20 protein-coding genes are annotated in these 25,574 nt (G+C 69.8%); 10 read left to right on the top strand and 10 right to left on the bottom strand.

Annotated features, from left to right (window positions below):
• The first annotated feature begins 49 nt into the window (after window positions 1-49).
• The 6 genes from AB6732_RS14865 (at window position 50) to AB6732_RS14890 (ending at window position 9,175) form a co-directional block, all read left to right on the top strand.
• Complete coding sequence (locus tag AB6732_RS14865; RefSeq protein ID WP_370960678.1) at window positions 50-709, top strand: DUF4232 domain-containing protein; 660 nt, start codon at window positions 50-52, stop codon at window positions 707-709.
• 103 nt (window positions 710-812) lie between these two features.
• On the top strand, window positions 813-5,849 hold the full coding sequence (locus AB6732_RS14870) for a DNA glycosylase AlkZ-like family protein (RefSeq protein WP_370960679.1): 5,037 nt from the start codon (window positions 813-815) through the stop codon (window positions 5,847-5,849).
• The gene (locus AB6732_RS14875) at window positions 5,842-6,795 is read left to right on the top strand and encodes a DNA-formamidopyrimidine glycosylase family protein (protein ID WP_370960680.1); all 954 of its coding nucleotides are present in this window, start codon (window positions 5,842-5,844) and stop codon (window positions 6,793-6,795) included. The genes AB6732_RS14870 and AB6732_RS14875 overlap by 8 nt, the downstream gene beginning before the upstream one ends.
• On the top strand, window positions 6,792-7,142 hold the full coding sequence (locus AB6732_RS14880; protein WP_370960681.1) for a tetratricopeptide repeat protein: 351 nt from the start codon (window positions 6,792-6,794) through the stop codon (window positions 7,140-7,142). Before AB6732_RS14875 ends, AB6732_RS14880 begins: the two co-directional genes overlap by 4 nt.
• Before the next feature lie 312 nt (window positions 7,143-7,454).
• Window positions 7,455-8,549 carry an S-(hydroxymethyl)mycothiol dehydrogenase gene (locus AB6732_RS14885; protein ID WP_066214847.1) on the top strand — a complete coding sequence of 365 codons (1,095 nt, stop codon included), beginning with the start codon at window positions 7,455-7,457 and terminating at the stop codon, window positions 8,547-8,549.
• Window positions 8,546-9,175 (top strand): MBL fold metallo-hydrolase, encoded by a 630-nt coding sequence (locus tag AB6732_RS14890; protein WP_066214845.1) that lies wholly within the window; start codon window positions 8,546-8,548, stop codon window positions 9,173-9,175. The genes AB6732_RS14885 and AB6732_RS14890 overlap by 4 nt, the downstream gene beginning before the upstream one ends.
• A 54-nt stretch (window positions 9,176-9,229) precedes the next feature.
• Here AB6732_RS14890 and AB6732_RS14895 read toward each other — a convergent pair whose 3' ends face one another.
• Window positions 9,230-10,018, bottom strand: a complete 789-nt coding sequence (locus AB6732_RS14895; RefSeq protein ID WP_370960682.1) for a YitT family protein — start codon at window positions 10,016-10,018, stop codon at window positions 9,230-9,232.
• A 59-nt stretch (window positions 10,019-10,077) separates the two neighbouring features.
• On the opposite strand from AB6732_RS14895, the gene AB6732_RS14900 reads away from it, so the two are divergent.
• A complete protein-coding gene (locus tag AB6732_RS14900) occupies window positions 10,078-11,565 on the top strand; it encodes a PLP-dependent aminotransferase family protein (protein WP_370960683.1) in 1,488 nt (495 codons plus the stop codon).
• Between the two features lie 66 nt (window positions 11,566-11,631).
• On the opposite strand, the gene AB6732_RS14905 is transcribed toward AB6732_RS14900, so the two are convergent.
• Entirely contained in the window at window positions 11,632-12,192 is a 561-nt protein-coding gene (locus AB6732_RS14905) for a DUF4188 domain-containing protein (protein WP_370960684.1), read from the bottom strand.
• A 55-nt stretch (window positions 12,193-12,247) separates the two neighbouring features.
• Between AB6732_RS14905 and AB6732_RS14910 the strand changes: the two genes are divergently transcribed.
• Entirely contained in the window at window positions 12,248-12,826 is a 579-nt protein-coding gene (locus AB6732_RS14910) for a WHG domain-containing protein (RefSeq protein ID WP_370960685.1), read from the top strand.
• 123 nt (window positions 12,827-12,949) lie between these two features.
• On the opposite strand, the gene AB6732_RS14915 is transcribed toward AB6732_RS14910, so the two are convergent.
• The 3 genes from AB6732_RS14915 to AB6732_RS14925 form a co-directional block, all read right to left on the bottom strand.
• On the bottom strand, window positions 12,950-13,642 hold the full coding sequence (locus AB6732_RS14915; protein ID WP_370960686.1) for an SRPBCC domain-containing protein: 693 nt from the start codon (window positions 13,640-13,642) through the stop codon (window positions 12,950-12,952).
• The gene (locus AB6732_RS14920) at window positions 13,635-14,282 is read right to left on the bottom strand and encodes a helix-turn-helix domain-containing protein (RefSeq protein ID WP_370960687.1); all 648 of its coding nucleotides are present in this window, start codon (window positions 14,280-14,282) and stop codon (window positions 13,635-13,637) included. Before AB6732_RS14920 ends, AB6732_RS14915 begins: the two co-directional genes overlap by 8 nt.
• A 173-nt stretch (window positions 14,283-14,455) precedes the next feature.
• A complete protein-coding gene (locus AB6732_RS14925) occupies window positions 14,456-14,893 on the bottom strand; it encodes a VOC family protein (RefSeq protein WP_370960688.1) in 438 nt (145 codons plus the stop codon).
• Between the two features lie 165 nt (window positions 14,894-15,058).
• On the opposite strand from AB6732_RS14925, the gene AB6732_RS14930 reads away from it, so the two are divergent.
• Window positions 15,059-16,021 carry a pseudouridine synthase gene (locus AB6732_RS14930; protein ID WP_370960689.1) on the top strand — a complete coding sequence of 321 codons (963 nt, stop codon included), beginning with the start codon at window positions 15,059-15,061 and terminating at the stop codon, window positions 16,019-16,021.
• Window positions 16,022-16,059: 38 nt separating this feature from the next.
• Here AB6732_RS14930 and AB6732_RS14935 read toward each other — a convergent pair whose 3' ends face one another.
• Entirely contained in the window at window positions 16,060-16,464 is a 405-nt protein-coding gene (locus AB6732_RS14935) for a hypothetical protein (protein WP_370960690.1), read from the bottom strand.
• A gap of 119 nt (window positions 16,465-16,583) precedes the next feature.
• Here AB6732_RS14935 and AB6732_RS14940 point away from each other — a divergent pair, with 119 nt between their 5' ends.
• The gene (locus AB6732_RS14940; RefSeq protein ID WP_370960691.1) at window positions 16,584-17,174 is read left to right on the top strand and encodes a DedA family protein; all 591 of its coding nucleotides are present in this window, start codon (window positions 16,584-16,586) and stop codon (window positions 17,172-17,174) included.
• A gap of 95 nt (window positions 17,175-17,269) precedes the next feature.
• Here AB6732_RS14940 and ppc read toward each other — a convergent pair whose 3' ends face one another.
• The 4 genes from ppc to AB6732_RS14960 form a co-directional block, all read right to left on the bottom strand.
• Window positions 17,270-20,104: a phosphoenolpyruvate carboxylase gene (gene ppc, locus AB6732_RS14945; protein WP_370960692.1), complete on the bottom strand. Its 2,835-nt coding sequence runs from the start codon at window positions 20,102-20,104 to the stop codon at window positions 17,270-17,272.
• A gap of 133 nt (window positions 20,105-20,237) precedes the next feature.
• Complete coding sequence (locus AB6732_RS14950; protein WP_074784648.1) at window positions 20,238-21,173, bottom strand: class C sortase; 936 nt, start codon at window positions 21,171-21,173, stop codon at window positions 20,238-20,240.
• A gap of 30 nt (window positions 21,174-21,203) precedes the next feature.
• Complete coding sequence (locus tag AB6732_RS14955) at window positions 21,204-22,607, bottom strand: SpaH/EbpB family LPXTG-anchored major pilin (RefSeq protein ID WP_370960693.1); 1,404 nt, start codon at window positions 22,605-22,607, stop codon at window positions 21,204-21,206.
• A 77-nt stretch (window positions 22,608-22,684) separates the two neighbouring features.
• Window positions 22,685-24,982 (bottom strand): SpaA isopeptide-forming pilin-related protein, encoded by a 2,298-nt coding sequence (locus AB6732_RS14960; protein WP_370960694.1) that lies wholly within the window; start codon window positions 24,980-24,982, stop codon window positions 22,685-22,687.
• Window positions 24,983-25,574 lie beyond the last annotated feature (592 nt).

Consider the following 25,574-nt stretch of genomic DNA (forward strand, 5'->3'; position numbering starts at 1 on the left):
GGCCTATTTGTTTCCCCAGCTCAGGCGTCACAGGACTAGGGTGGGTTCCATGAGCACTCCGAGGAAGTTCCTGACGTCACGAACCCTCCCTCTCGGGGCCGCAGCGACGGTCCTCGTGCTGGGATTGGCCGCCTGCGGCACCCCGGGAAGCGGCAGCAGCCCCTCCCCGAGCAGTGACTCGCCGTCGCCCACCGCGACGACACCTGAACCGAGCGCCACCACGCCGTCCAGCTCTCCATCGGCCACGGCCACTCCTCCGCCCACGACCACCACCCCGCCCGTCGCGGCGCCCAAGCCCTGCGCGGCCGATTCGCTCGCCGCGTCCCTGAACACGGCAGGCGGTGGGGCGGCGGGCAGTGTCTACGGCATCCTGACACTGAAGAACACCGGCGGCGTGACGTGCACGGTGACGGGGTTCCCCAAGGTCGAGCTGGTGCCCGGAACGGCCGCTCCCGCCATCGGCGCTCCGGCCGAGCAGGACGCGTCCGTGCCGGCCACCACCGTCACCCTCGCCCCCGGCCAGGCCGCGGGCGCTCAGCTGCGGTACAGCCAGGCCGGCCTGCACCCGGACTGCGTCCACGTGGCGGCACACCAGTACCGTGTCTACGCACCGGGTTCGAGCGATCCGCTGTTCGTCCCGGTCACGGTGGACGGCTGCTCGAACGCCGCGGTGAAGCTCCTCACCGTCCAGGCCCTCAAGGCCGCCTGAACCTCTCGGCCGATTCCCGCGACTTCGCCTCTCCGGGCCGCCGCTCAGCGGCCCGGAGAGGCGGCGTGCAATTTCTGTCAGACCCCTACGGCAAGATGGTCCCATGTCAGACGAAGCCCTGAAGGACGCCGCCGGGAAGGCTCCCGCGGAGGTTCTGTCGCGCTTCGGGAAGGCCACGCGCCAGTGGTTCCTGGGGGCGTTCGCCGCGCCGACCCGGGTGCAGGAGGAGGCCTGGCACGCGATTTCCCAGGGCCATCACGCCCTGGTGGTCGCGCCCACCGGTTCCGGCAAGACCCTCGCGGCGTTCCTGTGGGCCCTGGACCGGCTGATCCACGGTCCGCTCGCCGGGGACGGGGACACGGCCCCCGCCGCTCCTCCTCAAGATGGCACGCTGGACATCCCGGACCTGCCGACGCCGGATCTGTCTGCGACGGGGAAGCCGGCCGCGAAAGGGAAGGCCAAGTCCCGCACCAAAGTCCTCTACATCTCCCCGCTGAAAGCGCTCGGCGTGGATGTGGAACGCAACCTCCGCGCCCCTCTGATCGGCATCACCCAGACAGCCAAGGGCCTGGGGCTGCCCGCGCCGAACGTGAGTGTAGGCGTCCGCTCCGGTGACACCCCCGCGAACGAACGCCGCAAGCTGCTGAGCCATCCGCCGGACATCCTCATCACCACGCCCGAGTCCCTCTTCCTCATGCTGACGTCCAGCGCGCGGGAGACGCTCACAGACGTGGACACGATCATCCTCGACGAAGTGCACGCGGTGGCCGGCACCAAGCGCGGGGCCCATCTGGCGGTGTCGCTCGAACGGCTCGACGCCCTGCTGGACCGCCCCGCCCAGCGGATCGGTCTGTCCGCCACCGTGGAACCCCGGGACCTCGTCGCACGGTTCCTCGGCGGCGAGTCCCCCGTGTCCGTCGTGGCCCCTCCGGCGTCGAAGACGTGGGAACTGACGGTGAGCGTGCCGGTGGAGGACATGTCGGACCTCCCGGCGGCGGCCTCCGCCCACGACCTCGGGCCGGCGTCGGGCCTCCAGCCACAGGCTTCGATCTGGCCTCATGTCGAGGAGAAGATCGTGGACCACGTGCTGGCCCGCCGGTCCACGATCGTCTTCGCGAACTCCCGGCGCCTCGCCGAACGGCTCACCGCGCGGCTCAACGAGATCTATGCGGAGCGCCAGGTCGAAAGCGCCTGGGTGGAGGGAGCAGACGAGGACGGGTTCGACGGCGGGCTGCCGGACGACGGGCTGCCCGACGACCGCCTCCCCCGCCCGGCGGCGGAGGCGGTCGCGGCCGCCGTCGAGCGTCTGCGGGAAGGCGAGCACTCACGGAACGGTACCCAGGCGTCGACCGCGACACCCGCCCACATGATGGCCCAGGCCGGCCAGACCGCCGGCGCCGAACCGATCCTGGCCCGCGCGCACCACGGCTCGGTGTCGAAAGAACAGCGCGCGCAGATCGAGGACGATCTGAAGTCCGGACGGCTGCGCTGCGTCGTCGCGACGTCCAGCCTGGAACTCGGCATCGACATGGGCGCCGTGGACCTGGTCATCCAGGTCGAGTCGCCGCCGTCGGTCGCGAGCGCCCTCCAGCGCGTCGGCCGCGCCGGGCACCAGGTGGGCGAGGTCAGCCAGGGCGTCCTGTTCCCCAAGCACCGCGCCGATCTGCTGCACACGGCCGTGACCGTCGAACGCATGACCGCGGGCAAGATCGAGCGGCTCAGCATCCCCCAGAATCCCCTGGACATCCTGGCCCAGCAGACGGTCGCGGCGACGGCGCTGGGGCCGATCGACGTCGAACAGTGGTTCTCCGTCGTCCGCCGCTCCGCGCCCTTCTCGGCGCTGCCCCGCGGGGCCTTCAACGCGACCCTGGATCTGCTCGCCGGGCGGTACCCGAGCGATGAGTTCTCCGAGCTCAGGCCGCGCATCATCTGGGACCGGAACGCCGGGACCATCGAGGGACGGCCCGGGGCACAGCGCCTGGCCGTGGTGTCCGGCGGAACCATCCCGGACCGCGGCCTGTTCGGCGTCTACCTGGTGGGCGAAGAGGATTCGAAGTCCAGCAAGCGCGTCGGCGAGCTGGACGAGGAGATGGTCTACGAGTCCCGCGTGGGCGACGTCTTCGCGCTCGGCGCCACGAGCTGGCGGATCGAGGACATCACCTTCGACCGGGTCCTCGTCACACCGGCCTTCGGCCAGCCGGGCAAGCTGCCGTTCTGGAAAGGCGACTCCCTGGGGCGTCCCCTCGAACTGGGACAGGCGCTCGGCGCCTTCATCCGGGAGGTGTCCGGCGCGGACGAATCTGCCGCCGTCGCGCGCTGCGAAGGCATCGGTCTGGACTCCTACGCCGCGGGTAATCTCGTGGCCTATCTGACCGAACAGCAGCAGTCCACCACGGTGGTGCCGAACGACCGCGCCCTGCTCGTCGAGCGTTTCCACGACGAACTGGGCGATTGGCGCGTGGTCCTGCACAGCCCGTTCGGCATGCCGGTGCACGCGCCTTGGGCCCTGGCCGTGGGCCGCAGACTGCAGGAGCGGTACGGGCTGGACGGCTCGGTCATGGCCGCCGACGACGGCATCGTGCTGCGCGTGCCCCTCATGGAGGACGAACCGCCGGGGGCGGAACTGTTCCTCTTCGAACCCGAGGAACTCGAACGGATCGTCACGGAGGAGGTGGGCGGCAGCGCCCTCTTCGCCTCACGGTTCCGCGAGTGCGCCGCGCGTGCGCTTCTGCTCCCGCGGCAGACGCCCGGCAAACGGCAGCCCCTCTGGCAGCAGCGCCAGCGCGCCGCGCAATTGCTGGACGTGGCGAAGAAGTACCCGCAGTTCCCCATCGTCCTGGAAACCGTGCGCGAATGTCTCCAGGACGTCTACGACCTGCCTGCCCTCCAGGACGTGGCTGGGCGCATCGAACGCCGCGAGATCCAGATCTCCGAGACCACCACATCCCAGCCGTCCCCGTTCGCCCGCAGCCTCCTCTTCGGCTACGTCGCCCAGTTCCTGTACGAGGGCGACTCCCCGCTCGCGGAGCGCCGGGCCGCGGCCCTGTCCCTGGACTCCGGACTGCTCAACGAGCTCCTGGGGCGCGTCGAACTGCGCGAGCTGCTCGACCCGGCCGTGGTCGAACAGACCGGGCTGGAACTGCAGCGGCTCCTGCCGGACCGCCGGCTGCGCGGCATCGAAGGAACGGCCGATCTGCTCCGGCTCCTCGGCCCGCTCACCGTGCCGGAGATCGCGGAACGTCTGCAGGATCCGCAGGACGCCGGGGAGCATGCGCGACAGCTGGTCGCGACGGGCCGAGCGCTGCGTTTCAGCCTGCGGGGCCGCGAACATCTGGCCGCGGTGGAGGACTCCGCCCGGCTGCGTGACGGGCTCGGCGTGCCGCTCCCGATGGGTGTCCCCCTCGCCTTCCTCGAACCGGTGGCCGATCCGCTCGGTGACCTGGTGGGCCGCTACGCCCGCACGCACGGCCCCTTCACGACGGCGGAACTCGCCACCCATCTCGGCCTCGGAACCGCTGTGGTGCTGTCCGTCCTCAAACGGCTGGCCACCGACGGCCGGGTGGTGGAGGGCGAATTCCGGCCGCATCCCGAACTGGTCTCCGGGCCCGGCGCGGCACCCGCGGAAGAAGCCTCGGACGATGCCGCGGGCGTCAGCCACAGCGAGGCGTTCCCGGACCCGAGCCTTCCCGGCGGCGCGTCCACCGGCGAGACGGCCCGCCTGGTCGGTGGGCAGGAGTGGTGTGACGCCGAGGTGCTCCGGAGGCTCCGCCGTCGTTCGCTCGCCGCCTTGCGCGCGGAGGTGGAGCCAGTGGACGCCCAGGCATTCGGCCGATTCCTCCCGTCCTGGCAGCACGTCGGCACGTCCCGCAGCCCCGCGGCTCTCCGGGGCCTCGACGGCGTCCTGACCGTGGTGGACCAGCTCGCCGGAGTCCCCATCCCGGCCTCCGCCTGGGAGACCCTGGTGCTCCCTGCCCGCATCCGCGATTACGCCCCGACTCTCCTGGACGAACTCATGGCGAGCGGAGAAGTGCTCTGGACCGGCACCGCGTCACTTCCCGGCAACGACGGCTGGATCAGCCTCCACCTGGCGGAATCCGCGGCGCTGACCGTGAATCCTGCGCTCGAATTCGAGCCGACGGCGCCTCAGGAACGCCTCCTGGAGCACCTCGCCGGCGGCGGCGCGTACTTCTTCCGTCCGCTCAAGGAGAGCGCGGGAGGCCTCGATGCCGTGCTCACGGATGAGGAGATGATCGCGGAGCTCTGGGGTCTGGTCTGGGCCGGGCGCGTCACCGGGGACACGTTCGCGCCGGTCCGTGCGCTCCTTGCAGGAGGCGGGACCGCGCACAAGCAGGCGCCCAGGCCATCCCGCGCGCGGCCGCTCCGCCGCTCGCGTCTCGGCGGCGCCGGCGGATTCCCCGGCGCCGGGCTGGACGGTCCCGGGATGGCCACGGTGCCTCCCCTCGGCGCGGGACGCTGGTCCGCGGTCATGCCGCAGCCGCTCGACCCCACGGTCCGCGCACACGCACTGGCCGAGCTGCTCCTGGACCGCTACGGCGTCCTGACCCGCGGCTCCGTCGTCTCCGAACAGGTGCAGGGCGGGTTCGCCCTCCTCTACCGCATCCTCAGCAAACTCGAGGAGAGCGGCCGGACCCGCAGGGGCTACTTCATCGAGAAACTCGGGGCCGCCCAGTTCTCCGTCCCCGCCACGGTGGACCGGCTGCGGTCGTTCTCCGAAGACGGCACCATCCTGGCCGCGGAGGACCGCCCGCACACCGCGGTGACGCTCGCCGCGACGGACCCGGCCAACCCCTACGGCGCGGCCCTGACCTGGCCGACGCTCGACGGCGCGGCCAGCGGGCACCGGCCCGGCCGGAAGGCGGGTGCCCTCGTGGTTCTCGTGGACGGGCGTCTGATCCTGTACGTCGAGCGGGGCGGAAAGACTCTCCTCAGCTTCACGGAGGACGAGGCCCTGCTGACCGAGGCCGCGTCCTCGCTCGTCACGACGGTCCGGCGCGGCGCGGTGGACCGTCTCGCGATGGAGAAGGTCAACGGCCGGGACCTCCTCGACACCCCGCTGGCCGCCGCGTTCCTCGCCGCTGGCGCCTACTCAACGCCCCGGGGAGTGAGGATCCGTGCCTGAGGGGGATTCCGTCTGGCGCGCCGCGTCCCTGCTGGATGCCTTCCTGCGCGGCACCACGCTCCTCGCCAGCGATTTCCGCGTGCCTCGCTTCGCCACGCTGGACCTGAGCGGGTGGCGCACCGACGAGGTCGTGGCCCGCGGCAAGCACCTCCTGCACCGGCTCTCCCCGCCGGAAGGCGTTGCCCGTGAGGGACTGACGATCCACTCGCACCTCAAGATGGAGGGCGCGTGGCAGTGCTACGAGCCGGGCGAGCGCTGGCGGAAACCCGGCCACACCGCCCGGGTGGTCCTGCGCACCGAACGGGGCTCCGCCGTCGGGTTCTCCCTCGGCATCCTCGAAGTGCTGAAGACGTCCGCCGAGTCCAGCGTGGTCGGTCACCTCGGTCCCGATCTGCTGGGACCGGACTGGGACCCCGCGACAGCCGAGGCGAACCTGCGGGCCGAGCCGGCCCGGCCGCTGGGCCTGGCGCTGCTGGACCAGCGGGTGATGGCGGGGATCGGGAACATCTACCGGAACGAGCTCTGTTTCCTGGCCGGGCTCCACCCTGCGACCCCTGTGCAGGCCCTCCTGGACCGCGCGGAGATTCCTGACGGCACGCTGGACCTGACCGCCGTCGTGACGGAGGCCCATCGGCTCCTCGACATGAACCGCGAAACCCCGGCCCGGCAGACGACGTCGCTGCCGCAAGGCATCCGCCCCGCGGGCGGAGGATCCTGGCCCCGCTACCACGTGTACGGGCGGACCCGTCAGCCCTGCCTGCGGTGCCGGACACCCATCCGGGAAGGCTCGCTCGGCGAGCCGGGCACCTTGACCGGGGGCCCGGCCGTCGGCCGAACAGGCGGCCCGTCCCGTGGACCCGCGCGCGTGACACAGGACCGTGTCATCTACTTCTGCCCGCGGTGCCAGCCGCTCCCGACCGATCCCACACCCCGGAGGACCCCATGACCAGCCTGGAAGACCGCCTCGAATCCATCTTCTCGGCACGAGACCGGGAGAACATGCAGCCCACCATCGACGCGTTCCTGGAGGTCCTCGCCGAGCATCCGGACCACCCCGAGGTGCTCTATCAGGTGGGCGGCGCCTACGACACCGATGGCCAGGAGTCCGTCGCCGAGGGGTACTACCAGCGGGCCATGGAGGCCGGGCTCGACGGCGAGAGCCTCCGCAAGTGCTACCTGCAGTACGGGAGCACCCTCCGGAATCTCGGCGAACTGGAGAGGTCCACCGAGATGTTCCTGCGGGACGCGAGCGTTTCCCGTCCTCGCTCTCGCTGGGAGTGTTCGAGCTGCTGACGCTGCATGCCCAGGGCCGTCATCATGCGGCCTTGTCCTCGGCCCTGACGCTCTTCGCGGACCACGTCGACTCCCCGGAACTCACCCGGTACGAGGCGGCGCTCCGCGGGAACGCCGAGTATCTGGCCGGCCTCGACCGCCAGACCAGCTGAGCTCCCGGCGCGGGCGCGGCAGCGGGGTGCACTGTCCACACGGCCGTCCCACGGGATGTCCACCTGGGCGGTCACGTGGCGACAGGTGACCGCGGATCTCGCTAGGCTCGGAACAGCATTGAACGACCCACAGCTCAACCCACAGCACCGGAGGTGTTTCATGGCCGCAGCCGTCCACGAAGTCAAGGCAGTCGTCGTCCGGGAGAAGGGTGCTCCCGCGAGCATCGAGACCATCCTGGTGCCGGACCCGGGCCCCGGGGAGGCGCTCGTCGACGTCCTGAGCTGCGGCGTCTGCCATACGGATCTGCACTACAAGCTCGGCGGCATCGGGGACGACTATCCGTACCTCCTGGGTCATGAGTCGACGGCCGTCGTGAGTGCCGTCGGCCCGGACGTCACCGATCTGAAGCCGGGCGACCGCGTCATCCTCAACTGGCGCGCCGTCTGCGGCACGTGCCGCGCGTGTGCCAAGGGGCAGCCGCAGTACTGCTTCGCCACGCACAACGCCACCCAGAAGATGACGCTCCAGGACGGCACCCCGCTGTCGCCGGCCCTCGGGATCGGCTCGTTCGCGGAGAAGACCCTGGTCGCCGCGGGTCAGTGCACGAAGATCGACGATGATGTGGACCCGGCGGCCGTCGGCCTCCTCGGCTGCGGCATCATGGCCGGCATCGGCGCCGCCATGAACACCGGCGAGGTCAAGCGCGGGGAATCGGTGGCCGTGATCGGCTGCGGGGGCGTGGGCATCGCCGCCATCGCGGGCGCCAAGCTGGCCGGCGCGACGACGATCATCGCCGTCGACCTGGATCCCGCCAAGGTGGAGCTCGCGAAGACGCTGGGCGCCACGCACGGCATCGTCTCCGGTGACACGGACCCCGTCGAGGGCATCCGTGAGCTGACCGGGGGCTTCGGCGCCGACGTCGTGATCGACGCGGTCGGCCGTCCGGAGACCTACAAGCAGGCCTTCTACGCCCGTGACCTGGCCGGGCGTGTGGTCCTGGTCGGCGTCCCCACACCGGAGATGACCCTCGACCTGCCGCTGCTCGATGTGTTCGGCCGCGGCGGCTCGCTCAAGTCGTCCTGGTACGGCGACTGCCTGCCCAGCCGCGACTTCCCCATGCTCGTGGATCAGTACCGGTTGGGCCGCCTGCCGCTCGACGCCTTCGTGACCGAGCGCATCGGCCTCGGTGACGTCGAAGCCGCCTTCGACAAGATGCACCGCGGCGAAGTGCTGCGTTCGGTGGTGGAACTGTGACCGCCCGCATCGACCACCTGGTCACGTCCGGAACCTTCTCCCTGGACGGCGGCACCTGGGACGTGGACAACAACGTCTGGATCGTGGGTGACGACGCCGAGGTGCTGGTCATCGATCCCGCGCATGACGCCGCGGCGATCGCCGACGCCGTCGCGGGCCGGAAGGTCCAGGCGGTCCTGCTCACCCACGGCCACGACGACCACATCCGGCACGCCCGCGAGTTCGCCGACCGGGTGAACGCGCCGGTGCTCCTGAACCCGGCGGATCAGATGCTCTGGGAGGCCGTGTACCCGGGAACCACCCCGGACGCGGAGATCGCGGACGGGCAGCGCTTCGAGGTCGGCGGCACCGAGCTCATCGCCCTGCACACCCCGGGGCACTCGCCCGGGTCCGTGAGCTTCCACGCACCCGGCCTCGGCACCGTCTTCACCGGGGACACCCTGTTCTCCGGTGGCCCCGGCGCCACGGGACGGTCCTACAGCGACTTCCCGACCATCATCGATTCGATCCGGGACCGGCTCCTGTCGCTTCCGGCCGAGACGGTGGTCCACACCGGCCACGGTGATTCGACCAGCATCGGCGCCGAGGCTCCGCATCTGCAGGAATGGATCGACCGGGGCCACTGACCCCGCACCCATCGACTGCTCCGTAAGGTGCCGTTCCAGGTCCGAAGGGGACTTCTACGGAGCAGTCGAGGGGAAGCGCTCGACGGCGGACGCCTCCACAGTCTCCCTGGGCTCCACGTCCGATTCAGCCACTCCGGCCGCCCCGGCCTCCGCCGGCCGCGTCGTCTGCACGGGCGCCGCAGCCTCCACCGACGCCGCAGCCTCCACCGGAACCGCCACCGCCTCGGCCACGGGCCCGTCGTTCGTCTCGACGGTCGTGCGGCGCACACCCGGAATAGCGAAGACCGGCATGAGCCACTGCACCAGCGGACCGATGCCGAAGGCGTACGCGACCGTTCCCACGCCGAGCACGCCGCCCAGAGCCCAGCCGATGGCCACGACGGTCACCTCGATGAGAGTGCGGCACCGCCACAGGGGCCACCCCGTGCGTCGAGCCAGGCCCGTCATGAGCCCGTCCCGTGCACCAGGCCCGAAGTTCGCACTGATGTAGCAGGCTGTCGCCACAGCGTTCAGCACGAGCGCCCCGAGCAGGAACAGCACCTGCCAGACGAGCCCGTCCGCCTGCGGGATGAACGGCATCGACAGATCCACGAACAGCCCCACCAGGACGGCGTTGGCAAGCGTCCCCCAGCCCGGCTTCTGCCGCAGAGGGATCCAGAGCAGCAGGATCAGGAAGCTCAGCACGATGATCACCACACCCGTGCTGATGCCCGTCAGATGTGAGACCCCGCGGTGCAGGACATCCCAGGGTGCGGTGCCCAGTCCGGCGCGGACGAAGAGGGCGATGGAGAAGCCGTACAAGGCCAGTCCGGCAATGAGCTGAGAAATCCTTCGGAACATCATGGTTCCACTTTCCCAGGAAGTGGCTATGAAAAACATAGCCACTTTGGAATACTGGCTTCATGCATCAGGCCACTTCAGGCACCGTCTTCATCAGACTTCTCGGCGAGTGGCGCCGCGGCACGGCTCCGGCGTACCGCGAGCTGGCCGACGTCGTGCGCCTCCTCATCCTCGACGGCAGACTCCCGCTCGACTCGGCGCTGCCCAGCGAACGGACGCTCGCACTCGCCCTTGGCGTCAGCCGCACCACCGTCACGGCCGCCTACAACGCATTACGCGAAGAGGGTTACCTCTCGGCCGGGCAGGGCACACGCGCCCGCACCTCGATCCCCAGCCGGACCGGCGAGGAGGATCCCTGGGCGGCGCGCGCGGACTACGCTCCGGGACTCCGGGCCCCGCATGGCGTGGTCGACTTCGCCTACGCCTGCCTTCCGGCCAACGGAGCGGCCGTTCACCAGGCCTACACGGCGGCGCTCAGCGAGCTTCCCGCCCTGCTTCCCGGTTTCGGCTACGACTCGTACGGCCTCCCCGAGCTCCGGGAGGCGATCGCCGCGAAGTTCACCGCCGAGGGACTGCCCACCACCATGGACCAGGTCATGGTCACCGGCGGGGCGCAGCAGGCCATGGCACTCGCCCTCGCAGCGTTCGCCGCCCCGGGGAGCCGGGTCCTCGTGGAACACCCCAGCTACCCCCACGCGCTGGATGCGATCGGCGCACGGCAGTGCAAGGCCATCCCGCTCGCATTCCCCCTCTCGGACGGCTGGGACGTCGACGGCTTCGAGGCGGCCCTCACGCGGCACCGGCCCGCCGCGGCCTACCTCATCCCGGATTTCCAGAATCCCACCGGCCGCCTCATGCCCGCCGAGCAGCGACGCCGCGTCGCCCGGGCCGCATCGGCGTCCGGCACCGTGCTGATCGCCGACGAGACCCTGCGGGACATCGACTTCGACGGCACCGCTCCCCCGCATCTCGGGTCCTACTCGCCCGGCGTCGTCACGATCGGCTCCCTCAGCAAGACCCATTGGGGTGGGCTGCGCATCGGCTGGGCCCGGTCGTCGGCGGAGAACATCCAGCGCATGGCACGGGCCCGGACCCCGCTGGATCTGGGAGGGCCGGTCGCCGAGCAACTGGCGGGCCGGCACATCCTCCAGCACGACCTGCCGGGACTCGGGCCCCGGCTGAATGAGCTGCGGGGACAACGCGACACCCTGATCGCCCTCCTCGAGGAGCACCTCCCCGAGTGGCGGACGGAGGTCCCCGACGGTGGCCTGTCCGTGTGGTGCCGGCTCCCGCGGCAGGGCGCCCAGGGCGAGGCCGTGAGCAGCGCGGCGCTCACCCTCCTGGCGGCTCAGCGCGGGGTGCGCCTGGCGGCCGGGCCGCGGTTCGGCGTCGGCGGGGCGTTCGAGCACTTCCTGCGGCTCCCGTTCACGCTCCCCGCTGACGATCTCGAACGGGGCGTCCTGGCCCTCAAGGACGCGCAGGCGCAGCTGCTCCGCACCCCGGGCCTGCGCCGACGGCTTCCGGAGCCACCCGCCGTCGCGATCGCCTGACCCCCGCACCCGATCGACTGCTCCACACGATGCCGTTTTCCACCGATTCCGGCCCGGAACGACATCCTAGGGAGCAGTCGATCCGGGGGTGGGGGCGCCGCGCTGGATCCGCTCGCGCGCGGTGCCGGTCCCTCGCCCCACCGGAACGTGCTGCGCGGCGGCGGCGAGACCGAAGCGGGGCATGTCGCTGTAGACGGTCTCGAAGTCACCGGGCCGGACCCGGTACGTCTCATGCCAGACCCCGACGTCGCCGGTGCCCGCCAGCTCCTTCATGAAGCGGCGCCACGGTTCGAGGTGAGGCGCCTCCCGGTCCGCCGCGAAGCGATTGAGATGCTCCGGGCTCTCCCAATAGCTGAGGATGATCGTGGTCCGTCCGAACCACGTGTGGAACCCGAGCATGCCCGCCTCGGGCGTGCGCGACAGGTGCGCGAGCATCTTCGGCATGGCGGACGTCACCTGCGCGATGCGGCCCAGCTTCCACCAGCGGTTCGCCCGCATGCCGATGAGGAACACCGTCACCTCGCGACTCCCGTCGTCCTGCCCGGCCGGATCCTTCAGGGCTGGATCCTTCAGGGTCGGATCCTTCAGGGCCGCCGTGTACCGGCCCGGGAAAACTGTGGAACTCATGACGCCTCCGTTTAGTAACGCTGTTACAAAACAAGGTTATGAAACAATGTCAGACATGGCAAGACCTGTGATTCATGACGATCTGCTCCGGCGCACCCTCCTGGACACCACGGCCGCCCTGGTCGCCGAGCGCGGGCCGGGCGGGGTCACACTCCGCGACCTCGCCGCGGCCGCGAGCACCTCGACCACCGCGATCTACTCGCTCTTCGGCGGCAAAGCACAGCTTCTACAGGCGGTCGTGAACCACGGCTTCACCTCCTTCGGCGCCGCGCAGGAGGCGGCCGCCGACGGCGGTCTCCGCGCCTTGGGCATCGCCTATCGGCACTGGGCGCTGGACCACCCCGCCCTCTACCGGCTCATGTTCGGCGGCCTCCTGAATCTCAAGGAAGGTCAGCAGGATCCGCCCGAGCCGGAATCCGAGATCACCCTGCAGCCGTTGCTGTCCGCCATCCGGGCAGGTCAGGAACGGGGAACCCTGCGCGACGGCTCACCGCAGGAGGTGGCCGCGGTCATCTGGGCCCAGGTCCACGGGATGGTCAGCCTCGAAATGGCCGGCCTGGGATCACCGACCGCCGACCGGGACGCCCAATACCTGGCCGCCCTCGACGCGATCGAACGTGCCTGGGCTGCCTGACGCCCATGGACCCCAAAGCCCTCCCCCAACAGAGATCGACTGCTCCATAGGATGCTTTTCCCCGCCGAAATCGACGGAAAACGACATCCTATGGAGCAGTCGATCAGAGGTGAGGGCGGGCCGTCAGGAGTAGAGCTCCTCGAGGTACCGTCCCCAGGCGGCCGCGGTGGCTTCGGAATCGCCCGAGCCGGAGAAGTCGTGGACCGTCAGGCCGACCACGGAACCGAAGTGGTTCCGGCCGAAGAAGCGGTACAGGGCGTCACCCGTGCGGATGCCGAAGAACCACTCGTTGGCGTAGTCGAGTTCGCCCTTCAGCTCGCCGACGCCCGGAACCTTCACGGCAACCTTGTCCCCGGCCTGAGCGCCGGCGATCCCGAAGGACTCCTTGAGCTTGTCGAACGCGTCGGGGGCACCCGAAGCGGCAGGACCCTGGACGTCGGTGAAGACCACGGGCTGACCGTCGAAGTACTTGAGGTACTGCCCCAGGGTGTGCTGGTAGAAGAGGGTGTGCTTGGACGCGCCGTCGTACTGCTGGTCCCAGTCGTCCGTGAAGACGCCGCTGTGCACATAGCGGATCCGGGACTTGCCGCCCGGCAACGCCTCGATGGTGTTCTCCAGCTGATTGAACCACCCGTCCGGGCCGTCCATCCTCGAGATCACATGCGTGGGGTACTCCTTGACGGGGTACTCGGCGGGCCACTGGTCCGTGGGGAACATCCAGGCGGCGGTGGCGTCGTTGATCGCTTCCCACACCCGCTCGGGCGTGGCTTCTACCTCGGTGGTCGCTTCGATGCGGAATTCGCGGTTCTCACTCATGGTCCTGCTCCTTGTCCGGGGTGTCGGTGATGTCGTGCGCCGGCGCGGCAGGCTGCCCACCGGCTTTCAGTTCGGGGTGCAGCGCGAGCACCAGGCGGTGCCGGCGCGCGCCGGGGGTGTCGGCGTCGTGATACTTCTCCACGAGGGAGTCGACGACGGCGGAGAGCTCCTGCGCGAACTCCGCGCGGTCGCGGGCGCTGGCGAAGCTGAGCTCGGCGTCGATCGCGAAGGTCGCCAGCGGCTTCCGCGCGGCGACGGCGCCCGCGATCAGCTTGCCCACCTCCTGGACGAGCCGCCCGGCGAGGGCGAGCATCCAGAAGGCGGAGAAGCGGTCCGTGTACTTCTCGGGTTTCGGCGCCATGGAGGCCAGTGCCAGCGGCGAGATCAGGTAGGAGCCGGCACTGGACTGCATGACCCGCTCGGTCATATTGCCCTTGCGCCGTTCCTCGACCAGCTGGACGAGCCCGGCCGATTCGAGCGCCTTCAGGTGGTAGTTCACCTTCTGACGAGGTGCCCCGATCCGTCCGGCGACCGTGGCCGCCGACGCGGGCTCCACGAGCGCTTCCAGGATCCGCGAGCGCATCGGGTCCAGCGAGACCTCTGCGACCTGGGGATCCTCGATCACTTCGATGTCCTTCATGGCTTCATGATTTCACCGACAAATTTTCTTGTCAAGGACATTTTTCCCTTCCTGCCATCGACTGCTCCATAGGACGCGTTTCCGGGCCGGAAATCGCGGAAAACGGCATCGTATGGAGCAGTCGATCAGAAGGGGCGGGAGCGGGCGGAGGGGCTGGGAGAAGACGCGGGGCTTCAGAGCGCTTCGGCGACCTCGACCAGGATTCCTTCGGGGCCGCGGAGGTACGCCAGCAGGAAGACGTCCTGGTAATTGACCAGTTCGCGCACGAGGCCGTAGCCCGCGGCCTCGGCGCGCGCCACGACGTCGCGCACGTCATCCACCTGGTAGCAGACGTGGCTGAAACCGTAGGTGTTCACCGGGCGGCCTTCGGAGTCGCCTTCGGCGGGCGGCGCGATGAACCGGGTGAACTCGAGTTTCCCCTCCCCGCCGCCGGGAGGACGGACCATCGCCATCTCCACCTGAGTCCCGTCGAGCCCGTTGACCCGGTCCGCCCAGGGGCCTCCGACTTCGGCACGGCCCTCCACCTCGAAGCCGATCGCCTCGAAGAACGCGATGGCGCCGTCCAGATCCCGCACGGTCACACCCACATGGTCCAGCCTGAAAGTGGTCATGGCGCCAGCCTACGCCGCGGCCATCGCGTCGGGGAGCCCCCGGATGAGCCGTCCGCGCCGCGTCGAGATTGCACTTTCTCGGGGTTCCGCACCCCGGAGGCCCGAGAAAGTGCAAGGTCACGCGAGTGCCGAGCCGACCAACGGGCCCACTAAACTGTCCCGGTGATGAAATCCCCCTTGCCGGTCCGCGACGGCGTCAACGCCACCCGCCTGCGCCTGCCGCACGACGGCCCGTGGGAGACCGCGCTGGAGTACATGCTGCACCGCTGGGGTCACATCGACCCGCAGGGGATCCTGGACCGCTTCGACGCCGGGGAGATCGTCGGCGAGTCCGGAGCGCCCCTGGACCGCACCACTCCCCTCCGGGATCACACCTTCATCTGGTACTACCGCACCCTCCCGTCCGAGGAGCGGCTGCCGGTCGAGCTGTCCATCCTGCATCAGGACGGCGACCTGCTCGTGGTGGACAAGCCGCACTTCCTGCCCACGACGCCGGGCGGCACCTACATCCAGGAGTCCGCCCTGGTCAGGCTGCGGAAGCTGCTCGACATCCCGGATCTCATCCCCATGCACCGCCTCGACCGCATGACGGCGGGCGTGCTGCTCTTCTCCACCAATCCGGAGACACGAGGGAAGTACCAGGTCCTCTTCGAGAAACGGAAGGTCCAGAAGGAGTACGAGTGCGTGTCCGCCGTCGTCCCCGCGGACGGCTTCGCCGACCCGGTATTCCCGGCGCTGGTCCGCAACCGGATGACCAAGTCCCGCGATTACCTGCTGGCGCAGGTCGTCGACGGTGAGCCGAACACGGAGACGCGCATCGAACGCCGGGAGGTCATCGAGCCGGCGCACCGGACAGCAGCGCACGACGACGGCCACCCCCGCGGGCGCGCCCTCTACCGCCTGGAGCCGCACACCGGGAAGACGCATCAGCTGCGCGTGCACATGGCGTCGCTGGGGCTGGGGATCCTGAATGACCCCTTCTACCCGGTCCTGCTGGACCAGGCCCCGGACGACTACGATCGTCCGCTCCAGCTGCTGGCCCGCGGGATCCGCTTCGTCGATCCGCTGTCCGGCAAGCCCGTGGAATACCGCAGTGAGCTGACGCTGTCGGAGGCGCGGCGCGGCTGACGCCCCGCAGTCCGGCAGGCCGGCCCAGCCGGACCCGCTCAGTAGTTCGCGAAGCGGCCGGCCAGACCCATGCCGACCCCCAGCACCCAGAGCACACCGAAACCGACGCCGATCCAGCCGAGGACCTTGCCCGCCGTCGCCGTCACGCCGAGAGCCTCGGCCCGGCCGGCCTGCACGATCGCCAAAGGTCCGAACACGATCCCCAGGACGAACAGGCCGAGCACCCCGAACACGGTGGCCTGCGAACGGTGCCCGACGCCCTGCAGATACGCCGTCTGGCTCTCGACCGTCAGCTGCCCGTCCCGCAGCCGGTTCAGATACGCGGCGTCCTGACTGGGTCGGGAACCGGCGACCACTGCGAGGATGACGAGCGCGGCCACCACCCCCAGGGTCAGGACGATGATGAGCAGGACCGGCCCCGGGCCGTCGAACAGTCTTCCCATGGAAATACCCCCAAAGATCTCCGGACGAGTGATCCGCACCAGCGGACGATGCCTACTGTACCGGCCCTGCCACGGCCGTCCCGGCCCCACCCCGGGCCCCGGTGACGTACCTTGTTGCCATGGACTTCTCCGATCCCACCACGTGGAGCACCGCGCTCTACTGGTGGATCGTCCCCCTGGTGATGGCGGACACCGTCTTCCCGCCTCTCCCGTCCGAGGCTCTCGTGGTGGCGGCGGGCGCTCTCGCGGCCGAGGGGCACTGCTCGCTCCCCCTGGCGCTGGCCCTCGCCGCGCTCGGGTCCTTCCTGGGTGAACTCGCGGTGTTCCTGCTGTTCAAACGGCGGCTGGCGCACCTCATGGACCGGTGGAGCCTCACATCGAAAATCCATGCAGGCATCCGCCGCGCGCTGGAACGCGCCGGGCGGACCCCCACCTACGGCGTGATCATCGGCCTGCGGTTCCTGCCGGGCGGCCGACTGGTCCTGTCCGCGGGCTCCGGAATCGCGGACATCCCCACCCGCACGTTCGTCGCGTGCTCGCTGCTGGGCAGCATGCTGTGGGCGACGTGGACCGTCGGGCTCGGCTACGTCACCGGGCAGACCACCCGCCTGCCGTTCTGGGTCAGCTCGCTGCTGGGCCTGGCGGTGGGTGTGCTCGTGGGCGCCGTGCTGGGGCTCGTGGTCACCCGCCGTCGTCGTCGCTCTCCCTGACCTGGCCCGGACACGACGACGGCGCGGGGCCCGGTCTCCCGGTCCCCGCGCCACCCCGCGCCGCTTGGCGCTGTAGGACTCCAGCGCCGTGAGCCTCAGCCCGTGTTGCGCAGGCCGGCGGCCACGCCGTTGATGGTGATGAGCATCGCGCGCTGCAGGGTCTCAGCGATCTCCGACTCCCCGGAGCCCGCCTCCTCCCGGACACGGCGCAGCAGTTCCACCTGGAGGTAGCTGATCGGGTCCAGGTACTGATCGCGGACGCGCAGGGACCGCTGCAGCGTGGGCTGGGCCTCGAGGAGCTCCGTCTCCCCCGTCAGGCGCTCCACCTCCTCCACCGTCAGCGCGTGCTCGGCACGGATCGCGTCGAACAGGCGGTGCAGTTCCTCCGGCACCAGGGTTCCGACGTAGTGGCTCGCGATGTCCATGTCCGTCTTGGCCAGGGTCATCTCGACGTTGGACAGCACCGAGGCGAAGAAGTTCCAGCGCTCCGCCATCTCCTGGAGCTCGTGCTCCAGACCGGCTTCCCGGGCCGCCTTCAGGCCCGAGCCCACGCCGAACCAGCCGGGCACGATCTGCCTGGACTGGGTCCAGCCGAACACCCACGGGATGGCCCGCAGACCACCCAGACCGGCCCCGGAATCCGGACGCTTGGACGGCCGGGATCCGATGTTGAGCTGACCCAGCTGCTCCACCGGGGTGGAGGCGAGGAAGTACGCGGGCAGATCGGGGTCGTCGATCAGCGAGCGGTAGCGGGCGAAGGCGGCGTCGGAGATGACGTCCATGACCTGGCCGTACCGTTCACGCTCCTCCTCCGTGGTGCGCGGCGCACGGTGCAGTGCCGAGCCCTGCATGACGGCGGCCAGCGAGAGTTCCAGGTTCTCCCGGGCCAGCTCGGGCAGCGAGTACTTGTCGCTGATGACCTCGCCCTGCTCGGTGAACTTGATCTCGCCTTCCAGGACGCCGTTCGGCTGGGCGAGGATGGCGTCGTAGGTGGGCCCGCCGCCGCGGCCCACGGAACCGCCGCGGCCGTGGAAGAGGCGCAGACGCACGCCGTGCTTGAGTGCCACATCGCGGAGCTTGCGCTGCGTCTTGTGGATCTCCCACTGGCTGGTCATCACACCGGACTCCTTGTTGGAATCCGAGTAGCCGAGCATGATCTCCTGCACGTCTCCGCGCAGCCGCACGAGTTCGCGGTAGGAGGGATCGGAGAGCAGCTGGTCCACGATCTGCTCCGAGGCCCGCAGCTCGTCCACGGTCTCCAGGAGCGGCGCGAAGCCGATCTTGGCGTACCGGGTCTCGCCGTGCAGCTGGACGAGTCCCGCCTCGCGGGCCAGGACCGCGGGAGCCAGGACGTCGTCCGCGCCGCGCGTCATTGAGATGATGTACGTCTCGATCACGTCCGGGCCGTACGCCTTGAGCGCCTGGCGGATGACCCGGAACACGTTGTACGTGTTGTCCGCGGCGCCGTCCAGCACGATCGGGTGGCCCGACAGCGGGCGGTGCGAGGCCAGCTCGGCCCGCAGCACCTCCCAGCGCTCTTCGCGGGAGAGCTCGGCGTAAGGGCCGCTCAGCTCGCCGATCCGGTCGAACAGCTGCCCGACGGCGTCGTGGTGGTGGTCGGCGTGCTCGCGGATGTCCAGCGTGGCGAGCTGGAGCCCGATCGAGGCGACCGCTCGCTGCACCCGGGCCAAGGCGCCGTCGGCGGCCAGGGACGCGGAGTGCTCGCGCAAGGAGTCCTCCACGAGGCGCAGATCCGCCAGGACCGCCTCGGTGCTGACGTAGTCGCGGCCCGGCTCGTGGGGGCCGCCGCTGGCGATCCGGCGGCCCGTGTTGAGCAGGCGCGCCTTGATGCAGGTCAGCTTGAGACGGTAGGGCTCCTGGGCGTTCAGCTCGAGGACGCGCTTGTCGAGGCCCGGCAGCTTCGCCAGGTCCTCCCGGAGCGATTCCTGAAGCGCCTCGCTGGAGCCGGCCAGGGCCGTGGAGTTGGAGAGGACGGAGATCAGCTCGTCCAGCAGCGAGATGGCGATCCGGACCGCGTTCTGGTTCTGGAGCTGGAGGATCTCCCGGGTGACCTCGGCGGTCACATTGGGGTTGCCGTCCCGGTCACCGCCGATCCAGGACCCGAAGCGGATGGGCGCCTTCTCGGCGGGCAGCGTGACGCCGTGCTCGGCCAGGAGGTCGCCGAGTTCGGTCATGACCTCCGGCATGGCGCCCGTGAGGATGTTGCCGAGGTAGTAGATGGCGTTGCGGGCCTCGTCGATCGGGGTGGGGCGGACCTGACGCAGCTCGTCGGTCTGCCACATCTGGTCGATGATCTCGGCCAGTCGGCGGTCCTGGCGGCTGCGCGCCGCGGTGCCGTCCTCGGTGGGCTCGGACAGGACATCGGAGAGGGCGCGGAGCTTGTCCAGCACGGAGCGGCGCGAGGCCTCCGTGGGGTGGGCGGTGAACACCGGGCGGACGTCGAGTTCGTTGACGAGGTCCTGGAGGGCCTCGGTGCCGGCGTGTTCGGCGATCTCGGTGACGGCCCGCGCGAGCCAGCCGTCCTTCTCGGCCCGGGAGCGCAAGACGCGGACGCGGTGCACCTGCTCGGCCGCATTCACCAGGTGGAAGTAGAAGGCGAAGGCGCGGACCAGGCGAGTGGCCTCCTCGAGCGGCAGGGAGGAGAGCAGTTCGCGGACCTGCTGCGCGACGTCGTCGGCGCTCCACGGACCGGTGGCGTCACCGACGCCGCGGGCGGCTTCCTTGGACTCCTTGGTCAGCAGGCGCACCTGCTCGACCAGCTTGAGGAGCTCGGGCCCGTGCTGGCGCACCAGGGACTGCCCCAGGAGCGTGGAGACCCGACGCACGTCGGCGCGCAGCTCCGGGGCCAGTTCCTCACTGGGATCGGCCGGGTTCGGGACGGCGGAGGGCAAGGGGCTGTTCAACGGCATGGGCGCTTCCTCGGGGCAGGGGATGGCCAGTACACGTCGCTGGATACTGAGAGCCAGATCGGCTGGCTGCTGAGCATGTGATCTTAGCCGCAAGCCACCCCTCAGGGGAACCGTCGGCCGCCGTGCGGACCGTTCAGGAAGCGGTCTGCACGGCCTTGACGCGGGGCGCGTAACCGCTGCGCCAGACGTACACGAGAGCGAGCAGCAGTCCGCCGACGAGGATCACGGCCCACCACGGGAAGCCCGGGATGGTCGGAAGGGCGGCGGCGGCTTCGAGGTCCGCGGGAGGGGTCGGGGTGACCCGTTCACCGGTGACGAGGATGCGCTGGGAGTTGATGCCGAGCGGGGTGCAGGTCACCAGCGTGACCAGGTCCTTGCCCGGGACCGCCTGCAGCGGTTTGGTCTGATCCGGGTCCACCACCTGGGTGTTGATCACCCGGTAGCTGATCACTTCACCGGCGACCGAAAGGCTGAACATGTCGCCCTCCTTGACCCGGTCCAGATCGGTGAACATGGTGGCGTTCGCCAGGCCGCGGTGACCGGTGATGACGGAGTGCGTGCCGGAACCGCCCACGGGCAGGGAGGTGCCTTCCAGATGGCCGAGACCCTTGAGCAGGGTCTCGTCCGAGGTCCCGTGGTAGATGGGCAGGTCCACCCCGATGGAGGGGACCATGAGGCGTGCCATGACCCCGGTGGCGGAGTCTTTGAGGATCGAGTCGTAGTTCAGGGAGCTGTCGCTGCTCTTGCCTTCGCCGGTGGGCAGGCGCTGGTTGGCGTCGAGGACGGCGCCGGAGGCGAGGGCCTTGTTGTAGGCGTGGGCGAGGCGGAGCTGTTCGTTCTCGCGGCCGCGGTCGGCGTCCACGGACGTCGCGCTGTTGGCGATCACACGGGACTGCTCGAGCTGGGAGAACCAGGAGGCCGCGGTGGGGTACAGGAGCACCGCCATCCCGGCCAGGGCGATGACGGCGACCACCACGGCGGCCACCGGGAGACGCCAGGTGCGGGCGGGGCGGGCAGCGCGCCGGCCCCGGGCGGTGCCCGGGGCCGGCGCTGTGCTGGGAGTGTTCATGAACTCACCCGTTGGTGGTGGTCACCGGTCTCAGCGCTGTGCTGCGCGACGGCGGCTGATGACCAGCGCGGCGCCGACGGCGAGCAGGACCAGGGCGATGCCGGTGACGGTCAGCAGGAGCTGGCCCTCGGCGCCGGTGAACGGCAGGGTCACGGCGGGCTGCTGCGTGTTGGCGATCTTCAGCACGACCGGGGCGGTGTCACCGTTGGCCTTGACCGTGACCTGGGTCCACGGATCCTGGGGCAGGGTGTAACCGGCCGGAGCCTGGGTCTCCTTGACCCAGTAGGTCTTGCTGGTGACGTCGTTGTTGCCGACCCAGAGGCTGATGGAGGCCTTGCCGTTGGCGTCGGTCACGAGGGTGCCCACGGGCTGGGCGGCGTCCTTGGCGGTGTAGATCTCGAAGTGCGCGCCGGAGAGGGTCTTGCTCTCGTCCTGCTGGGCGTACTTGAGGATCTGCAGCGGGCCCCAGTTGGTGCTCGGCTTGTTGGTGTCGACCTTGGAGCCGTTGGTGTTAACGGTCGCGGTGTTGGTGATGACGCCGTTGTCGCCCAGGGAGGTGACCTTGGTGGTCACCTTGGCGACGACGGTCTGGCCCGAGGAGAGCTTGGCCACGCCGGCCGGGGTGAAGGTGATGGTGACGAGGCCGTTGGACTCGGTGACGGTGTAATCGGTGCCCGCGGTGAAGCCGTCCACGGTGGCGGAGGTGTAGCTCAGGCGGGAGTCCAGCTGGTCGGTGATGACGAAGGACTTGTAGGTGTCACCGGCGGCCAGGGCCGGCACCGGGGCGTTGATGGTCCAGGTGACCTGGGAGCCCAGGACCGGAGCGACCGGATCGGCCACCTCCTTGGTGGGGGTGGTGGTGTTGATCTTGTTCTTCGGGTACACGTGCACGTCGTAGAGCCAGTTGCCGTTGCTCTGCGGCAGGGGCAGAGTCACCAGGAACGGCTGGGCCGGGGAGATGACGTTATTGGTGCCCGGGTCCGTTTCGGTGACCAGGTACACGGCCTGCGGCAGGGACTGAGTCACGGAGCCGTCGGCGCCGGTGGTCACGCTGACCGGGGTGCCGAACGCGTAGCCGTTCGCCGCCGTCACGTCGGAGGCCTTGACGCCCTGCAGAAGGTCCCAGCCGGCCTGCGTGTGCAGGTCCAGAGCCTGGCCGTTCTTCGAGGTCACCGGGGTGATCTTGAAGGTCACGCCGGCCAGGGCGTTGCCGAGCTGCGAGGTGTCGGTCTTCTGGGTGCCGTCACCGGCCGCGCCGGGCGTGCCGTCGTACTTGTGGATCGTCAGCGACGTCGGCGTGGACTCGTTGATGTTGCCTGCGGAGGGCGCCGGGGTGTCCGCCTGGGCTGCGGCGGCGCCGCCGACCAGTGCGAGCGCTACGGCGCCGGCCAGTGCGGCGAAGCGCCGTCCCAGACCAAACGTGGAGTGGCCCATGGTGTTGTTTTCCTTTCGGAGGTCACCGGCGTCGTTCGCCGGAGATGCGGGGATGAGGTGTCGAAGGTGGTGGAAGATCATGACTTGGTTGCCCGGCGACGGTGCAGGACGACGGCGGTGACGCCGGCTCCCAGCAGCACGGCGAGCCCGCCGAGGGTGAAGAGGTCCGATCCGGTGCCGCCCGTGAGCGGCAGCGTCACGGCCGCACGCTGCACGTTCTTGAACGCCGTCGTGAACGCGAAGTCCTTGCGGTCGGACGTCAGCGTGAAGCGGTGCGGGGTCGTGTCCAGGACGTAGCCGGCCGGTGCGGACTTCTCCACGAGCGTGTAGTCGCCCATGTTGAGTCCGGCCAGGTTGAACGCGCCTGCGGCCGGGTCCTTGTCGGCCCCGGTGCAGGACGCCGCGGAGGCGGCGACGCAGTCGGTGATCTCCTGGGTGGCGCCGCCCGGACCGGTCAGGGTCCAGACGGAACCGGCGAGGGCACGACCGGATTCATCGGCCTTCTTCCAGGTGACGGAACCGGCCTGGTCCTGGTTGGTGATGGTGCAGGTGACGTTCGCGCCGGCCGCGACGGAGACCGTCTTGCCGTCGGCCGCGAGCGTGCCGCCCTGGCACGTGATGCCGGCCTGCGCGTAGCCCGCCAGGAGGTCCTCGGAGATGACATAGGAGCCGGTGGCCACATAGCGCTTCTGGCCGGTGTTGTAGCTCAGCACGTTCTGGCCCTGGGTCGCCTTGAGGTGACCGTTCCAGTCGGTGGCGCTGCGAGTTCCGCCGTGCGTGTTCTGGACGTTCTTGATCACGGTCAGGGTCTGGCAGGTGACGGTGTTGGTCACCTGGTAGACGTTCTCCGTGCCCGGGAGCTTCACGGTGGTGGGCTGCCCGATGGCCTGGGTGCCGTTGACACCCGGTCCGGAGATGGTGGCGGAGCTGAGGGTGCAGCCGGGGAACGCGTTCGGGTCGATGACCGTGGACTCGCCGACGCCGACGCTCTGGCCGATCGTGTAGCCGGTGCGGCGCTGGCCCCAGGTCACGGAACCGGTGCCGGTGCCGCCAGGGGTGAGCGACGGCGTCGCGGAGATCCCGGCGGGCTGCTGGCCGTCGGCGTAGCTCTTGCCGTCCACCACCCAGGTCTTGTTGACCGTCACCGCGGCGGAGCGCGGCGAGTTGACGATCCGGCACAGGATCTCCTGTCCGGTGACCGGGATGGTGACGGAGCCGGAGGTTCCGGTGCCGGAGACCGCGGGGGTCATGGGCTGGCCGTCGACGGTGCACTGGTAGTTGCTGGTGTAGCCGGAGAGGTTCGTGCCGCCGGCTCCGGTCTCTGCGAAGTTCACGGTGGTGCCGCGGACGGCGGGCAGCGGGCCCACTCGCTGGGACTGGACACCCGTGGCCGTGCCCGTGGTGGTCGCGGTGCCCAGGGTGGTGGAGCCCTGGGTCAGGCTCAGGGCGAACTGGTCGGTGTCATTCACACGGCCCTGCACGTCCTTCTCCAGCGTGATGGTCGCCGGGGAGGAACAGGACGCGAGGTCGGTGCCGGAGTAGCCGGAGGTCGAGGATGCCACGACCGTGGCGTTGGTCCAGTTCGGCATGTCGTAGGAGGTCACCGTGTTGCCGGTGCCGAGGTAGGCCTTGCCCGACGCGTCGAAGGCCACGCCGTTGACGTTCGCGTTCGTGGTGAAGGAGTTCGACGTCGACGACGGGATGGTGCCACCCGTGCCGGCCGCAAGGTTGGCCGCGGTCACGGAGAACACCGTGGTGGTGCTGCCGACGCCGCGCACCACGAAAAGGTTGCCGGCGGCGTCGAACGCCATGTCACCGTTGGAAGCGGAGGCCGCGTTGGTCGACGTGTCCAGCGTGCCCATGAAGGTGAAGCGAGGCGAAGTGCCCGGGTTGTACCGCCACAGGTAGTACTGGGCGCCATTGCTGGAGAAGCCGCCGAAGTAGTAAGAGCCCGTCTTGAGGTCCACGGCGCCGGCCACGAGCTGGCCGTTGTAGCCGTCGTTCGCGGTGTTGTAGGCGTCGCCCGTGTTGCTCCAGGCGAGGCTGACCGGGTCGAAGGAGAACATGGTGGCCGTGCGGCCGCCGTTCGTGCGCTCGTACGCCAGGACGGGGGAACCGCCCGTGCCGATGCCGAGGCCGTTGAAGCTGGAGACGCCGCTGGCGCGGGAGCCGATCGCGGTCACCGTGCCGGCGGTGACCTGCTGAAGCTGGCCGTTCGCCGAGACGCCGTACACGACCCCGGCGGTGCACTGGATGACGGAAGCGGCGGGTGCTGCGGGCACGGAACGTGGCGCCGGGGTGGCGAGAGCCTGCGCGGGTGCGGCTCCTCCCATCACGGCGCCGGCGATCAGCGCACACAGCAGTGTGACGTGCACGATCAGTGGGCGTCTTCTCCCGGCTGGTGGATTTCCAGGCCGAAACGGCACTAACATCAGACTCTCCTTAGGGCGGGTACAGCGTCGGGCGACGGGGGCATCACGGGTTCCGGCTGGATTTCCGGCGCGGCTTCAGCCGGGAAGATCTCCTCGGTCGGAGGTTCCCTGTGACACGTGCAGCGGCAGACCAGGCAGGCTTCATGCATTCCGTCCCGGCAGTCGAAGGTCATGTACTTCGGCAGCCCGTCTCCGGCACCCGCTCGATCAGAGCCCGGATGCGGAGCACGGCGTCCTAGTGAGGGGACGCGGCGCAGTGCACGCAAGATCCAGTTCACGTCCGTCCTTCCCTCTGGCTTCAGTGCTCTACCGAGCCGAGGGCGGCCGCCCCTTTCGCCTGTTCATAGGTCCTAGTGAGGGGTCTTACGGATTCGTGACGGAAAAAATGCGGACTTTCACCACAAATTTTCGTGTCGTGCAAGTCACATAAAAGAATGTCGGAAATTTAAGTGATTTCCGCGACACGATTCGCGGGTTCCGCCCACTTAATGCGCTTTCGGCGCGGCGCCGCGGATGTCACGGGAGGCCGTCCCGG

It is taken from the genome of Arthrobacter sp. RCC_34, from assembly GCF_041360795.1.
GTDB lineage: Bacteria > Actinomycetota > Actinomycetes > Actinomycetales > Micrococcaceae > Arthrobacter_E.

Excerpts from the sequence above, each read along its gene's own strand:
- AB6732_RS14930 (WP_370960689.1), top strand. The coding sequence starts at position 15,059 with ATGAAATCCCCCTTGCCGGTCCGCGACGGCGTCAACGCCACCCGCCTG.
- AB6732_RS14915 (WP_370960686.1), bottom strand. The coding sequence starts at position 13,642 with ATGAGTGAGAACCGCGAATTCCGCATCGAAGCGACCACCGAGGTAGAA.
- AB6732_RS14900 (WP_370960683.1), top strand. The coding sequence starts at position 10,078 with ATGCATCAGGCCACTTCAGGCACCGTCTTCATCAGACTTCTCGGCGAG.
- AB6732_RS14905 (WP_370960684.1), bottom strand. The coding sequence starts at position 12,192 with ATGAGTTCCACAGTTTTCCCGGGCCGGTACACGGCGGCCCTGAAGGAT.
- AB6732_RS14950 (WP_074784648.1), bottom strand. The coding sequence starts at position 21,173 with ATGAACACTCCCAGCACAGCGCCGGCCCCGGGCACCGCCCGGGGCCGG.
- AB6732_RS14880 (WP_370960681.1), top strand. The coding sequence starts at position 6,792 with ATGACCAGCCTGGAAGACCGCCTCGAATCCATCTTCTCGGCACGAGAC.
- AB6732_RS14885 (WP_066214847.1), top strand. The coding sequence starts at position 7,455 with ATGGCCGCAGCCGTCCACGAAGTCAAGGCAGTCGTCGTCCGGGAGAAG.
- AB6732_RS14940 (WP_370960691.1), top strand. The coding sequence starts at position 16,584 with ATGGACTTCTCCGATCCCACCACGTGGAGCACCGCGCTCTACTGGTGG.
- AB6732_RS14870 (WP_370960679.1), top strand. The coding sequence starts at position 813 with ATGTCAGACGAAGCCCTGAAGGACGCCGCCGGGAAGGCTCCCGCGGAG.
- AB6732_RS14925 (WP_370960688.1), bottom strand. The coding sequence starts at position 14,893 with ATGACCACTTTCAGGCTGGACCATGTGGGTGTGACCGTGCGGGATCTG.
- AB6732_RS14920 (WP_370960687.1), bottom strand. The coding sequence starts at position 14,282 with ATGAAGGACATCGAAGTGATCGAGGATCCCCAGGTCGCAGAGGTCTCG.
- AB6732_RS14955 (WP_370960693.1), bottom strand. The coding sequence starts at position 22,607 with ATGGGCCACTCCACGTTTGGTCTGGGACGGCGCTTCGCCGCACTGGCC.
- ppc (WP_370960692.1), bottom strand. The coding sequence starts at position 20,104 with ATGCCGTTGAACAGCCCCTTGCCCTCCGCCGTCCCGAACCCGGCCGAT.
- AB6732_RS14865 (WP_370960678.1), top strand. The coding sequence starts at position 50 with ATGAGCACTCCGAGGAAGTTCCTGACGTCACGAACCCTCCCTCTCGGG.
- AB6732_RS14895 (WP_370960682.1), bottom strand. The coding sequence starts at position 10,018 with ATGATGTTCCGAAGGATTTCTCAGCTCATTGCCGGACTGGCCTTGTAC.
- AB6732_RS14910 (WP_370960685.1), top strand. The coding sequence starts at position 12,248 with ATGGCAAGACCTGTGATTCATGACGATCTGCTCCGGCGCACCCTCCTG.
- AB6732_RS14935 (WP_370960690.1), bottom strand. The coding sequence starts at position 16,464 with ATGGGAAGACTGTTCGACGGCCCGGGGCCGGTCCTGCTCATCATCGTC.